The sequence below is a fragment of the Duganella sp. Root198D2 genome (assembly GCF_001428585.1).
Taxonomy (GTDB): Bacteria; Pseudomonadota; Gammaproteobacteria; order Burkholderiales; family Burkholderiaceae_D; genus Rugamonas.
Genome location: NZ_LMIC01000049.1, coordinates 238,238 through 251,566, shown reverse-complemented (window position 1 = coordinate 251,566; position 13,329 = coordinate 238,238). Strand labels below are relative to the sequence as shown.

The 13,329-nt window shown below is 65.5% G+C and carries 10 protein-coding genes; 7 read left to right on the top strand and 3 right to left on the bottom strand.

Annotated features, from left to right (window positions below; all coding sequences use genetic code 11):
- Positions 1–19: 19 nt before the first annotated feature.
- Positions 20–1,600: a methyl-accepting chemotaxis protein gene (locus ASE26_RS26605; RefSeq protein ID WP_057247231.1), complete on the bottom strand. Its 1,581-nt coding sequence runs from the start codon at positions 1,598–1,600 to the stop codon at positions 20–22.
- A gap of 154 nt (positions 1,601–1,754) precedes the next feature.
- Here ASE26_RS26605 and ASE26_RS26600 point away from each other — a divergent pair, with 154 nt between their 5' ends.
- The gene (locus ASE26_RS26600) at positions 1,755–2,216 is read left to right on the top strand and encodes a hypothetical protein (protein WP_055938235.1); all 462 of its coding nucleotides are present in this window, start codon (positions 1,755–1,757) and stop codon (positions 2,214–2,216) included.
- Here the strand turns inward: ASE26_RS26600 and ASE26_RS26595 are convergent, their stop codons facing one another.
- Positions 2,217–4,625, bottom strand: a complete 2,409-nt coding sequence (locus ASE26_RS26595; protein ID WP_057247230.1) for a penicillin acylase family protein — start codon at positions 4,623–4,625, stop codon at positions 2,217–2,219.
- A gap of 151 nt (positions 4,626–4,776) precedes the next feature.
- On the opposite strand from ASE26_RS26595, the gene ASE26_RS26590 reads away from it, so the two are divergent.
- Positions 4,777–5,481 (top strand): glutathione S-transferase N-terminal domain-containing protein, encoded by a 705-nt coding sequence (locus tag ASE26_RS26590; protein WP_055938225.1) that lies wholly within the window; start codon positions 4,777–4,779, stop codon positions 5,479–5,481.
- A 62-nt stretch (positions 5,482–5,543) separates the two neighbouring features.
- The gene (locus ASE26_RS26585) at positions 5,544–6,524 is read left to right on the top strand and encodes a cyanophycinase (protein WP_055938223.1); all 981 of its coding nucleotides are present in this window, start codon (positions 5,544–5,546) and stop codon (positions 6,522–6,524) included.
- On the opposite strand, the gene ASE26_RS26580 is transcribed toward ASE26_RS26585, so the two are convergent.
- Entirely contained in the window at positions 6,514–7,053 is a 540-nt protein-coding gene (locus ASE26_RS26580) for a DUF2058 domain-containing protein (RefSeq protein WP_055938220.1), read from the bottom strand. The genes ASE26_RS26585 and ASE26_RS26580 overlap by 11 nt on opposite strands.
- 50 nt (positions 7,054–7,103) lie before the next feature.
- Between ASE26_RS26580 and ASE26_RS26575 the strand changes: the two genes are divergently transcribed.
- The 4 genes from ASE26_RS26575 to ASE26_RS26560 all read left to right on the top strand — a co-directional run bounded on the left by ASE26_RS26575 (position 7,104) and on the right by ASE26_RS26560 (position 13,272).
- Positions 7,104–7,952: a CAP domain-containing protein gene (locus tag ASE26_RS26575; protein WP_055938218.1), complete on the top strand. Its 849-nt coding sequence runs from the start codon at positions 7,104–7,106 to the stop codon at positions 7,950–7,952.
- 85 nt (positions 7,953–8,037) lie between these two features.
- Complete coding sequence (locus ASE26_RS26570; protein ID WP_055938215.1) at positions 8,038–8,469, top strand: nuclear transport factor 2 family protein; 432 nt, start codon at positions 8,038–8,040, stop codon at positions 8,467–8,469.
- A gap of 14 nt (positions 8,470–8,483) precedes the next feature.
- Positions 8,484–10,262 (top strand): lipopolysaccharide assembly protein LapB, encoded by a 1,779-nt coding sequence (locus ASE26_RS26565; protein WP_229208213.1) that lies wholly within the window; start codon positions 8,484–8,486, stop codon positions 10,260–10,262.
- Positions 10,263–10,332: 70 nt separating this feature from the next.
- Positions 10,333–13,272 (top strand): sensor histidine kinase, encoded by a 2,940-nt coding sequence (locus ASE26_RS26560; protein ID WP_057247229.1) that lies wholly within the window; start codon positions 10,333–10,335, stop codon positions 13,270–13,272.
- The last annotated feature ends 57 nt before the right edge of the window (positions 13,273–13,329 follow it).

Below are 13,329 nucleotides of genomic sequence, written 5' to 3'. Positions count from 1 at the left end.
GCCTGCTTCCTGCAGGCCTTTAGCGTAGCGCCAGCTGCCGTCCCGCGGCTGGACCCGCCAGCCGGAACTGGCTGACGACACCGGCCAATTGCGCGGCCTGCTCCTGCAGCGCACCGGCGGCGGCGGCCGCCTCCTCGACCAGGGCGGCGTTCTGCTGCGTCACTTCGTCCATCTGGCCGATGGCGCGGTTGACTTCATCGATGCCGGTGCTTTGCTCGGCGCTGGCAACCGAGATTTCCGCCACCACGTCGCTGACGCGGCGCACGCTGGCCAATACCTGTTCCATGGTGCTGCCGGCCTGCTGCACCAGCTGGGTACCCGAACTCACCTGCAGCGCGGAATCATCGATCAGCTGCTTGATTTCCTTGGCCGCCGAGGCGCTGCGCTGGGCCAGGTTGCGCACTTCGGAGGCGACCACGGCAAAGCCGCGTCCCTGTTCGCCAGCGCGCGCCGCTTCCACCGCGGCATTCAACGCCAGGATATTGGTCTGGAACGCGATGCCATCGATCACGGCAATGATGTCGACGATCTTGCCCGAGGCAGCGCTGATGTTCTCCATCGTCAGGATCACCTGCTGCACCACCTTGCCGCCATCGCTGGCCACGTTCCATGCCGACTGCGCCAGCTGGTTGGCCTCGCGTGCGTTGTCGGCGTTCTGGCGCACGGTGGAAGTCAGTTCTTCCATGGCCGACGCGGTTTGTTCCAGCGAGCTGGCCTGGTTTTCGGTGCGGGCCGACAGGTCCAGGTTGCCGCTGGCGATTTGCGCCGAGGCGGTGGCAATGGCATCGGTGCCGCCGCGCACCTGGCCCACCACGTGCGCCAGGCTGTCGTTCATCTCGCGCAGCGAATGCATCAGCTTGCCCGTTTCATCGCGTGAAGTGACGCTGATACTGGCGCTCAGGTCACCACCGGCCACGCGCTGCGCCACCACGACCGCTTCCTTCAGAGGCGTGGCCACAATGCGCGCCACCCACAGCGCCAGCAGCACCCCCACCACTACCAGCGCGGCCAGCATGCCAATGATCAGCGTGCGCGACATGTCGAAGCGCTCCGCGGCTGCCTTCTCGGAGCCGCTGCTGCCTTCGTCGTTATATTTCGACAGCGCTTCGAACTGCTCGTTGAGCTTGCGGTAAACCTTGTTGGAAGCACCACGGAACAGCACGCGCGCTTCTTCCTTGTTGCCTGCCCGCGACAGCGCGACCAGTTTTGTGCTGTGCGCCAGGTAGGCTTCGATGTCCTGTTTCAGGTCGGCGTAAATGCGCGATTCCTCGGCATCGGTCACCAGCGCGGCCAGCGATTCTTGTTGCTTGCGCATCGTTTCGAGGCGGGTCGCCATCGACTTTTCGATGGCCGTCATCTCATCGCCTTCATCCACCAGGATGTGGCTGGCCTCGGAGATGCGGTAGCGCGCCAGCGAAGTCTGCACCTGTCCCACGTAGCGCACTGCCGGCAGCCAGTTGGTGGCGATATCGGTCGAGGACTGGCTGACTTTGACCAGCTCGAGGATGGAGAACAAGCCCATCACACAGGTGAACGCAATGACCAGGCTGAACGCGAATAGCAGCTTGCTCCCGATCTTCAGGTGATGGAACCACTTCATGCTTGTCTCCCTATTATTTTGTTACCCTCGGTTTGTTACCAAGAAGCAAATCCGAGCGTATTAAACGGGAGCTTTCAGTTTCCTTTCATCCATTGCCCTATGGCAAATCGTTCGGTATCGTGTCTGGATTGTGGACCCCTCACCGGAGCCGGACATGGCAGAGCACAGCATCCCCCCACTGGAAATTCCCGAATCGGTCACCGCTGCACTGAACAGCTGGGTGCAGCAGGCGGCGCAACAGGTGGGCGGCCCGCTACGCAGCGAGATCGAGGACCTGCGCGCGCAGCTGGCAGCCGCCAACGCCACGCTGGAGGAAAATGAGGACCAGATCACGCGCCTGAACGGAGAGCTGCGTAACGCGCGCAATATCGCGGCCGACGCCCTGGTCGGCAAGGCCAAGGACCAGTTGGCGATCGAAGGCAAGGATGCCCAGATCGCCGACCTGCGCGGCCAGCTCGAACGCAGCGTCGCTATTGCAGCGACGCTGTCCGACGCCAAGCTGGCGGCGGAAATGGAACTGGTCGGCGCCGCCACCGCGCGCGACAACTACCTGGCTGAAGCCACCGAACTGCGCACCCAGCTCGAAGCCTGCCGCGCCGCCCGCCGCAACGGATAATTACTCCGAGACCTCAACCAGCTTGTAGCCCGGGTCGGAGGTGATCTGGGCTTCGGTGTACGGCAGCTTGATCCACTGGCCTTTGGCATACAGCTTGGTCTCGTCGTTGAAGTGCTGGCTCTCGGGGTTGGAGGACTGGCTGTAGGTCAGGATGCCTTCCGCCACCGGTCCGCGCTCGTCCCAGGTCACGAACTGGATATAGCTGTTGCCATAGGCACCGGCATTGGTTTTCGAATCGGCCGTATAAATCCAGATGCCGGGATAGATCTGGTTCTTCACGCCGCGCCAGTTCATGAAGGTATAGCGCCCGCCCGGCACGGCCAGGGCGCCGTCCGGGCGCGAGATGGTCTGCACTTCTTCCGGGCGGGTGCGGCGCTTGGCCGCGGTGTCGAACTGGCTGCTGGCGACCAGCGTCTCCAGTTTCGCCATGGCGGCAGGAATGCCGGCAGCGCCGCGCGGCGTTTCCAGCGGGTCGGCCGGATTGTAAGGCACGCTCCACCACGATGCCGCATTCAGTTCACCCAGCGCTGCGTACAGCTCAAAGAACAGGATTGCGCCCTCGCTGCCTGGCGCATGGGTTTTGTCCCACGATTCCAGCACGGCGCAGGCATCCTTGGCCGCTGCCGTTGCGGTGCCGGAAGCCAGGCAGGCGGCAGTGAATTCAGGCAGCCATTTCTGTGCCTTGAAGAAGCGCGCCTGCAGATAGATCTGCTGCAGGTTGGCCATGGTGAAGCGGTTGCCCGCCACGCCGTCGGTGCCGGCCAGGCGGTCGCGCACGATGGCGTGGCCGGTGCGGGTGCGGTTGTTCTGCGGCGCACCTTCCTGGTTCGGACCGGTGGCAATGATCTTGGGATAGCCGGTGAGGAAGGTGCTGGAGGACGGCCACCAGTGGCTGTCGTTGGCGTTCAGGATGTAGTCGCTGCGCTTGACCCAAGGCCGCTGGGCTGCGCCGATCGCGCCCGACCAGTCGCAGGCCGATGAGGTGCCTGCCATCACTACCACGCCGGTGGTAGCCATGATGTCCTGGAACGGCGCGCCCTGTGCCGCACCGGGCACGCAGCCGGCCAGTTGCGCATTCTGCACATTGGCTGCCACGGAGAAGTTGCCATACAGCGTGTCGCCGGCAATGTCGGCCGCCATGGTGTTCACCCATGGCAGGGCGACGTAGGTAGACGCCGCGGTGCGCAAGTCGTCCACGCTGCCGGCCTTGCCATTCAGGATGATCTGGTCGATCAGCTTGTAGTTGGCCAGGTTGGCGTCCTGGATCGCAAACCCTGACGACGTGCCCCAGGCGAAGGAGCTGTCCATCAGCATCGGGCCGAACTCGGTGGTGTACAGGGTGCGCGACAGCGACGTGAGCGCGCCGTCGGCGCCCTTGACGCTGATCGTCAGCGGCACCGCCGTCATCGCCACCGGCTTGCCATCCTTGATGTAGCGCGTCGGGTTGGCCGGGTCGAGCGCCAGGTAGCGCAGCGTGAAGCGGTTGTCGGTGGAGAAGGTGTGGGTCCACGCCACCTTGTCGTTAAAGCCGATCAGCGGCAGCGGCACGCCCAGCAGCGTGGCGCCATACACGTCGTAGCCTTTGCCGGTGACGGTCAGGTGCAACTGGTTCAGGCGCAGCGCGCCCCACCATGGGAAGTGCGGATTGCCGAACACCATGCCCTTGCCGGACTGCGTCACGTCCTTGCCCAGGCCAAAACCATTGGAGCCGATGGTGTGCTCCTGGATAGTCTGCAGCCCCTTGGCAATCGAAGAGTTGGCGTAATCGGATGCAGCCAGCAGGCGCGGCTTGCTGCGCTTGAGCAGCGCGGCCGTGGCGCTTTTCGGCGGCTGCGCGGAACCGATCTGCTTGATGAAGGCCAGCGAACTGCCGGCCATCGCGGCCTGGGCGAAACGCAGGTAGGCATCGTCTTCCGTCATCGGCTGCACCCAGGCGGCGTTGTTGCATGCCGTTGGCAGGCTGGCGGCAGGGGTCTCTTTCAGGTAGCGGTTATAACCGGCCACGAAGCCGGAGGTGAGTTCCTGCGCATCGGTGCTGGATGCGGCCTTGATCCTGGCCGCCAGCGCTGGCGTGAACAGCAGCTTGTAGAAGAAATCGGAATCGATGTTGCCGAAGGTGTCGCCCAGCTGGCCAAGGTAGCCGCCGGCGCCGCCGAAGTACTTGGCGCGCTCGCCGTGCAGCGTCACCATTTCCTCCGCATACAGGCAGATGTTCTCCTTGGCGAAGGCGTAGCCATATCCGTAGCCGGCGCCCTTGAAGGTTTCCGCCTTGACGTGCGGTACGCCGTAGGAGGTGTAGCGGATCGAGGCGACGTAGGTGGTGCCGGTGATGGGCGGGACAGCCGGCGCAGGCGGGGGATCATCGCTGCCGCTGCCGCAGGCCGCGAGCAGCGCGAGGGGAATCAACATCAGAATACGGGATAAAACATGCTGTCTCATCGTGTCTCCTAGTTATCGGTATTGGCAAAGTTATTTGCTTGGCAATAATACCCCGCTCCGGGCATGAAAAACCGGAATAACGCATAATCGCGGTTCATTGTCCAACCGGGAGAGCTTGAGCATGACTGGCATTACCGACTTCCCTATCAACGCCAAATGGCCAGCGCAGCACCCTGAGCGCCTGCAGCTGTATTCCCTGCCGACGCCGAACGGCGTCAAAGTATCGATCATGCTGGAAGAGATCGGCCTCGCCTACGAGCCGCACCTGGTCAGCTTTGACACCAATGACCAGATGTCGCCGGAGTTCCTGTCGCTGAACCCGAACAACAAGATCCCGGCCATCATCGATCCGGACGGCCCGGGCGGCAAAGCGCTGCCGCTGTTCGAATCGGGCGCGATCCTGCTCTACCTGGCAGAAAAAACCGGCAAGCTGATTCCGCAGGACGCCGCGGCGCGCTATGAAACCATCCAGTGGGTGATGTTCCAGATGGGCGGGATCGGCCCGATGTTCGGCCAGGTCGGCTTCTTCCACAAATTCGCCGGCAAGGAATACGAAGACAAGCGCCCGCGCGACCGCTACATCAACGAATCGGCGCGCCTGCTCGGCGTGCTGGACCAGCGCCTGCAAGGGCGCAAGTGGATCATGGGCGAGCAGTTCACCATCGCCGATATCGCCATCTTCCCGTGGGTGCGCAACCTGGTGGAGTACTACGGCGCGGGCGAGCTGGTTGGCTTCGAGAAGTTCGCCAACGTGCGCCGCGTGCTGGGCGCATTCGTCGACCGCCCGGCTGTGGCGCGCGGCCTGAATATTCCGGCCCGCGGCTAATTTCCTGCAAATGACGGGCGTAGAATAGCTGGGCACGATTCACCTTGCCAGGGAGCATCGCCATGCTACGCCTCCACCGCCTGTTCGCTGTTGTCCTGCTGCTGGCCGCCGCGCTGGCTGCCCCCGCCTACGCCGGCAAGCCTTACCAGTATTACGCGCTGGGCGACGCCACCAACGTGATCCTGCCGCAGCCGAAAAAATCCAGCCTGGTGCTGATGGGCGGCGGGCCGGATGTCGATGCCGCCTTTGCCTGGATGATGCAGAAAGGCGGCGGCGGCAACTTCGTCGTGATCCGCAGCCGCGGCAGCGACGCTTACAACCCCTATATCTTCGCCATGGGCGGCGCGCGGTCGGTGGAAACGCTGGTGATTCCAAGCCGCGAGGCCGCCAGCGATCCTTTCGTGATCGAGCGCATACGCAATGCGGAAGAACTGTTCATCGCCGGCGGCGACCAGTCGGATTACATCAATTTCTGGCAAGGTACGCCGGTGCAGGCGGCGATCCAGGAACTGGCCGGGCGCAAAATCCCGATCGGCGGCACCAGCGCCGGCCTGGCCTTGATGGGGCGCTTCGGCTTTGCTGCGCTGAACGGCAGCATCACCTCGGATGAAGCGCTGGCCGATCCCTTCGACAAGCGCATGACGCTGGAGCGCGACTTCCTGCTGCTGCCCGACCTGGGCAGCGTGATCACCGACGCCCACTTCGACACGCGCGCGCGCCTGGGCCGCCTGGTAGCGTTCATGGCCCGCATCGTCGACGATGGCTGGGCCCCCATGGCGCGCGGCATCGGGGTCGATGTGGAAACGGCGTTGCTGGTGGAGGACGGCAAGGGCACGCGGGTTGGCGCCGGCGCGGTCACCTTCCTGCAATCGGTCGGGCTGCCGCAGGTGTGCAAGCCGAAGCAGCCTTTGACTTACCTGAACCTGCAAGGCCAGCGCATGGCGGGCGGCGGCAGCTTCGACCTGCGCAACTGGGCCGGCTATGGCGGAGCGACGGTGCCGTTCACCGTGTCCGCCCAGGCCGGCGTGCTGCTTACCAGGTGAAGTCGTCCGGGATCTTGTAGTCGGCGTAAGGATCGTCTTCCGCCGGCTGCTCGCCGGCGGCCTTTTTGACGGCCACCACTACTTCCGGCGCGCGCTCGGCGATCTTTTCGCCCACCACTTTCGGCACCAGTTCGGCCACGCCGTCCAGCACCACGATCACCAGGCGGCCGTTGACCAGGTGCTGCTGCACCTTGTCCGCGACATAGATACGCTCGATCTTGCTGCCGATGGTGAAGTTGTAGGCCACATCGCCATTGCCCTTCGGCTGGCGGTGCTGCTGCACCATCTGGATCACCTGGGCCATGACGGCTTTCTGGCCGGCGGCCGCGTCGCGCTGCGCATTCAGTTCGCGCGCCCGCTCGGCATTCTTGCGCTGCTGCTCCACGGCGGCCTCGCGCGACTGGTCCACGGCCTTGCTGCCGCTGCGCAGTTCTTCCTTGTGCTGCTTGGACTTGTCCTGCTGCGCCTTGTTGACCTTCTTCTTGTCGACCAGGCCAGCCTTCATCAATTGTTCTTGCAACGAAACCATGTTTAACTCCTCTGTTGCCGGCAGTTTAGCAGAGCGCGTATAGTGGCCGCATGAAAAGGCTTATCATTCTCGCAAGCGCATGCGCGTCGCAGCTTCCGGCCGCCCACGCGGGCGATGCGGATCAACTGGCAGCCATGGTCAATGCCTGGCGTGCCGCCCCCGCCACTTGCCAGGGCAAGCTGCGCCGCGCCGTCCCGGTGCTGACGCCAAAGCCTGTGTTGTCGCGCATTGCGCTGCGGCCTGGCGTCATCCTGCTGGCCACGCTCGACAGCGCCGGCTACGATCCGGAAATTGCAGACGCGGTCAATGTGGAAGGCCCCAATGATGCCCGCAGCGCCTTCGAGGCCTTGCGCGAATCGTATTGCGCCACCCTGGGCAGCACACGCTACCGCGATATCGGAGCCCACCGCGCGGGCAATGAATGGACCGTCGTGCTGGCGGCGCCAACACCAAATCCGCTCGAGCTGCTGCCCGACACTGCCGCCGCGGCGCGCCAGGTGTTCCAGGCCACCAATGCCGCCCGTGCCGAAGCCCGCCAATGCGGCGACAGCTGGATGGAGGCCGCGCCGCCGCTGGCGTGGAACCAGCAATTGGCCGAGGCGGCGCAGGCCCATAGCGAGGACATGGCACAGCAAAACTATTTCGCCCACAAGAACAAGCAGGGCAACGAGGTGCCGCAGCGCGCCGAAGCGCAAGGCTACCGCTGGCGCCATGTCGGCGAAAACATCTCGCGCGGCCAGACCAGTGCGCAGGAAGCAGTGACCGGCTGGATCAATAGTCCCGGCCATTGCCGCAACCTGATGAATCCCAGATTCACCGAGTTCGGCGCCGGCGTCGGCATCCGCCGCAGCAAGCGCCCGGCAGCCTATTGGACCCAGGTATTCGGCACCCCGCGCTGAGCTTGACATCTGCCCGCTGCGTACTAGGCTTATCTGATCGGCAGCCTGCGGCATGCCGCTGCAGGTGCCGGTAATTGGGGGATGTATGGACACCAAGAAGTTCATCATGGAAGGCTACAAGCTCTACGCGGCAGGCGACCTGAAAGGCCTGCTCGAACGCTACAACGACGATGCGGAGATGATCAATCCCGACTCCGACTACTTGCCCATAGGCGGCAGCTATCAAGGCAAGCAACAAATAGCCGAATTTTTCGTGAAGTTGAATGAAACCACGCAGTGCACCTACCTCGAGCCCAAGACCATGGTGCAGGAAGGCGATACCGTGGTGGTCACCGGCGACTCGAGCTGGATTGCGCGCAGCACGGGCATCGCCTACGACAATCCTTTCGTCCATGTCTTCAAGATGAGCGGCGATAAAGTCGCTTCGCTGCGCGCCTACTACGACACCAGCAAGCTGGAACACGCCCTGCACCCGGCCACCACCGGCCAGGCTGCCGGCAAGCCGTTGCACCACTAGCCAGGAGAGCCGACATGCCGACCGCCCGTGCCCTGCCTTTGATGCTGTGCCTGGCGGCCGGCGCCCTGCCCGCCGGTTCGCAGGCGGTCCGCGAGCCGGTCTTCGATCCGCTGCTGGATGGCGCATGGTGCGCCAATCCAGCCGGCGGACGCCCGCTGCTGCTGGCCATGGCGGCGCCAAGCGAAACGGCGCCCTTCAAACCGGTGCAGCAGGCGCGCAAGCCCAATGATGCCGGTCCGCCGCCGCTGTACACGGACCTGGGGAAGCTGCATTTTTCGATCACCACGCGCAGCCCGCGCGCCCAGGCTTATTTCGACCAGGGCTTGCGGCTGCTGTTTTCCTTCAACCATGCCGAGGCGGCGCGCGCCTTCCGCGCCGCGCAGCAGGCCGACCCGCAGTGCGCCATGTGCCACTGGGGCGAGGCGCTGGTGCTGGGACCGAACATCAACGCGCCGATGTTGCCCGAAATGGCGGCGCCCGCATTCGCGGCAGCCGAGCGCGCAGCAGCGGCAGCCAACAGCGCCAGTCCGCTGGAACAGGCGCTGGTACGCGCCGTCAACCAGCGCTATGCCGCGCAGGCGCCAGCCGACCGCGCGCCGCTGGACCAGGCTTATGCGGCAGCCATGGGCGAAGCGGCACGCAGCTTCCCCAACGACGACACGGTACAGGCACTGTTTGCCGAAGCGCTGATGGACCTGTCGCCCTGGGATTACTGGGAGGCCGGCGGCGCCAGCCCCAAGGGGCGTACGCGCGAACTGGTCGATGCGCTGGAGCGGGTGCTGGAGCGCAATCCCAGCCACCCCGGCGCCATCCACTACTACATCCACGCGATGGAAGCCTCGACCCACCCGGAAAAAGCCCTGCCCTATGCGCGCCAGCTGGCCAGGCAGGTTCCCGGCGCCGGCCATATCGTGCACATGCCGTCCCACATCTACTACCGCGTCGGCCTGTACAAGGACGCGCTGCAGTCGAATCTCGACGCCATTGCCATCGACGAAAGATACTTCCGCGCTGCCGCCAGCGACGCCGTGTACAAGGGTGCCTACTACCCGCACAACATTCACTTCGCGATGGTGTCGGCGCTGATGGGCGGCGACGGCAAGGCGGCGCTGCAAGCCACGCAAAGGCTGGAGCGATCGATCAGCCCCGAGCTGCTGCGCGCCATTCCGCCGATGCAGCCGGTGCGCGCCGCGCCCTATTTCGCGCACGTGCAATTCAGCAGCGCGGAAACCCTGCTGGCCCTGCCCGCCCCCGGCGAGGAATTCGTCCTGCTGCGCGCGATGTGGCATTACGCGCGCGCCGTCGGCTTTGCACGCAAGGGCATGTGGGACGAGGGCCGGCGCGAGGTCGACAGCATTGCCGTCATCGAGCAGAAGGCCGACTTCAAGCCGCTGCTCGATTGGGGCGTGCCGGGCGCCGATATCGTGCGCACCGCGCGCCTGGTCGCGGCGGGCAAGCTGGCCGAAGCCAAGGGCGAGCTGGCGGGCGCGATCGCGCTGTTCACGCAGGCGGTCGCGGCGCAGGATGCGCTGCCCTATACCGAGCCGCCCTACTGGTACTACCCGGTGCGCCAGTCGCTGGGGGCGGCGCTGCTGAAGGCGGGCAAGCTGGAAGAAGCGGAAGCGGCCTTCCGCGCTTCGTTTGCCAGAACACCAAGCAACGGCTGGGCCCTGCGCGGCCTGCTCGAGGTGTATGAGAAGCGCGGCGACAAGGCGGCGGCGGCAGCCACCCGCAAGCGCTTCGCCGCCACCTGGCTGGGACCGAAAGACGGGCCGCAGCTGGCCCGCCTGTAACCGTTCGCCGCCCCGGCATGAAGCCCCGCTTCCGGGTAAGATGCGCCTTTTGCGAATCGCGGGTTGAGGCATGGGGTTACATCGTTGGGCGCTGCTGCTGGGCAGTATGATTGCACTGGCCGTCCAGGCGCAGCAACTGTATCCGGACGGGCAAAGCTTTGAGCGGCGACGCTGGACGCAAGCCGACGGCGCACCGCAGCAAGCCCTGAACATGACCCAGACCGACGAAGGCCTGCTGTGGTTTGGCTCCGCCGTGGGACTGTACACCTTTGACGGCATACGTTTCCGCCAGATGGACAAGGTGTATGGCCATGCGCTCCCATCGAACAACATCATGGCCATGCGCAAGGTGACGGGCGGCCTGGCGGTCGGTTACTACTTCGGCGGCTTGAGCATCTTCACGCCGGGGCATGCCACGCATTATGTGGCCGGCCAGGGTTTTCCACGCGGCTCTGTGCTCAGCATCAGCACCGACAACAACGGTCATATGTATGTCGCCACCAGCAGTGGCCTGGTGATGCGGCAGGACGGCCAGTGGCTGCCGGTGGGCCAGGACTCGCTGCCAAAGGGCTCGGTGAATATGGTCAAGCACGACCAGTCCGGCCGGCTGTGGGCGAAAGTCGGCGCCGAATACTATGTGCGCCCGCTCGGCAGCCAACGCTTCGTCCAGGTGCCGGTGCCGCCACAGTCGCGGGTCACCTGGCGCATGGATGGCTTGTTCGTAATGGCGCCGGGCCAGCAAGTCCAGGTGCTCGACATCCAGCCCACGCAGCGCCAGGAGCGCTACGATCAGCCGCAGCTATACCAGGGGCCACCGGTGTCCGGGCCGCATGGCACACTGTGGGCCACGCGTGTGGACGGACTGGTGCGGCTGGCGCGCGACGGCGCCGGCATCCTGCGGGCGGCCGAACTGTTCACCAGCGCCATGGGGCGCGAGGCGCAATTCGACAAGATCACCATCGACCGCGAAGACAACCTGTGGCTGATCACGCCGGGCGGCATCGAGCGCCTGCGGCGCCATCGCTTCCACCGCCTGGAGTCGCCGTCCAATGCCTTCTATTGGCTGGCGCAGCAGGGTTTCGGGGAGGAGCTGTGGCTCGGGGCCAACAGGTCCCCGCTGGCAAGACTGAGGCCTGACGGCAGCCGCCTGCAAACCGAAATCGATGGCCCGAGCGCCCTGCTGCGCCTGGCGCCCGACCATGTCTGGGTCGGCTCCGCGGACGCACTGTGGGAATTCCATGGCGATGTCCGGCAGCGCTGGGCCCTGCCGCCGGACCTGGGCCGCGGTTACGAAATCCAGGCGCTGGCGGCAGAATCTGGCGGCCGCCTGCTGGTAGCCATTTCACGCAACGGCCTGTGGACGTTCGAGCAGGGGCAGTGGCGCCCGGACCAGCGCCTGCACGGCATCGAGGAGCCGATGCCAACCTGCATGCTGACCGACGGCCAGGGCAGGACTTGGCTCGGTTTGACCAACAGCCGCCTGGCCGAGCTGACGCCTGGCGCGGCCAGGCTGCTGCCCGCCAGCGCCGGACTGCAGGTGGGCAATGTGCTTTCCCTGCTGGACGCCGGCGGCAAAATGCTGGTGGGCGGCGACCTCGGGGTCGCCTGGGTCGAAGGCGGCACGGCGCACCCGCTGCGCTTGCAGCAAGGCGGCGGCTTCCAGCGCATCACCGGCATGCTGCTGGACCGGCAAGGCAGCCTTTGGATGCACAGCAACGCCGGCCTGCATCGCGTCAGGCAGCAAGCGCTGGCGCGCTTCTGGGCCGCGCCGGCACAGGCGCTGGAGTCCGAGCTGTTCAATTTCGAGGACGGCATCAACGGCATGGCCGCGCAATCGCGGCCACTGCCCTCGCTGGCGCTGGCGCAGGACGGCCGGCTGTATTACGCGACAATGACGCAGGCCGGCTGGATCGATCCTGCCATCATCCCGCGCAATACGCGCGCGCCAACCGTTCTGCTGCAAGCGCTGCGCACGGCTGAACGCGAGTACCATCCCACCGACCAGTTGCTGCTGCCGCAGCGCACCACGGCCATCGAGCTGGCATTCACTGCCACCGCCCTGTCGATCCCGGAACGGGTGCGCCTGAAGTTCCGGCTCGATGGCGTCGACAGCGGCTGGCGCGAAGCCGGCCTGGAGCGGCGGGTGCAGTACACCAACCTGGCGCCCGGCGGCTACCGCTTCCATGTCATCGCCGCCAATGAGGATGGGGTGTGGAACAACGAAGGCGCCCAGTTCCGCTTCGAGATCGAACCGGCTTTCTGGCAGACCAGCTGGTTCCGCCTGGCCTGCGCCCTGGCGCTGCTGGTGGCAGGCGTGCTGCTGTACCGCTGGCGTGTGGCAATCATCCAGCGCCGCGCGGAGCAGCAGGTAGCGCTGCGCCTGGACGCGACGCTGCAGGAGCGCAGCCGGATTGCGCGTTCGCTGCACGACAACCTGCTGCAGGCAGTACAGGCCTTGCTGCTGCGCTTCCACCTGGTCGAGCAAAAGCTGGGGCAGCAGCCGGAATTGCAGAAAATGGTCGGCAGTGCGCTCGACTACGCGGAATCGCTGGTCGTCACCACCCGCGACGAAGTGATGGAACTGCGCCGTGCACAGGATGCCGATGAAATGTTCGCGGCGCTGCGCCACGCCGCCGCGCAGGCGGCGCCGGGCGCCGAACAGCGCCTGAGCTGCACTGTTGTGGGCCAGCCGCGCCACCTGCGCAGCGACACGTGCGCCGAACTGGCCAGCGTGCTGCGCGAGGCCGTGCTGAACAGCGTGGCCCACTCCGGTGCGGCGCATATCGAGGTGCGCCTGAGCTTCAGTGACGAAGCCCTGCTGGCGGAAGCCCGCGACGATGGCATCGGCCTCGATGCCATCCTCGCGCAGCACGGCAAGAGCGGGCATTGGGGCATCACCGGCATGCGCGAACGGATCGTGCGCCTGGGCGGGCAGATCGACATCGGACCCGGGCCGAAGGGCGGCGTGGCGGTGCGCCTGGTGATCCCGGCGCAGCAGGCCTACGCCTGAAGCGCCGGCGCCGCCTCCCCCAAAAGAGGTAGTGCCTACGCCCCCGGATGGGCGATT

What these genes read in the sequence shown, in the direction of transcription:
- ASE26_RS26605 (WP_057247231.1), bottom strand. Translation starts at nt 1,600, where the DNA reads ATGAAGTGGTTCCATCACCTGAAGATCGGGAGCAAGCTGCTATTCGCG.
- ASE26_RS26600 (WP_055938235.1), top strand. Translation starts at nt 1,755, where the DNA reads ATGGCAGAGCACAGCATCCCCCCACTGGAAATTCCCGAATCGGTCACC.
- ASE26_RS26595 (WP_057247230.1), bottom strand. Translation starts at nt 4,625, where the DNA reads ATGTTGATTCCCCTCGCGCTGCTCGCGGCCTGCGGCAGCGGCAGCGAT.
- ASE26_RS26590 (WP_055938225.1), top strand. Translation starts at nt 4,777, where the DNA reads ATGACTGGCATTACCGACTTCCCTATCAACGCCAAATGGCCAGCGCAG.
- ASE26_RS26585 (WP_055938223.1), top strand. Translation starts at nt 5,544, where the DNA reads ATGCTACGCCTCCACCGCCTGTTCGCTGTTGTCCTGCTGCTGGCCGCC.
- ASE26_RS26580 (WP_055938220.1), bottom strand. Translation starts at nt 7,053, where the DNA reads ATGGTTTCGTTGCAAGAACAATTGATGAAGGCTGGCCTGGTCGACAAG.
- ASE26_RS26575 (WP_055938218.1), top strand. Translation starts at nt 7,104, where the DNA reads ATGAAAAGGCTTATCATTCTCGCAAGCGCATGCGCGTCGCAGCTTCCG.
- ASE26_RS26570 (WP_055938215.1), top strand. Translation starts at nt 8,038, where the DNA reads ATGGACACCAAGAAGTTCATCATGGAAGGCTACAAGCTCTACGCGGCA.
- ASE26_RS26565 (WP_229208213.1), top strand. Translation starts at nt 8,484, where the DNA reads ATGCCGACCGCCCGTGCCCTGCCTTTGATGCTGTGCCTGGCGGCCGGC.
- ASE26_RS26560 (WP_057247229.1), top strand. Translation starts at nt 10,333, where the DNA reads ATGGGGTTACATCGTTGGGCGCTGCTGCTGGGCAGTATGATTGCACTG.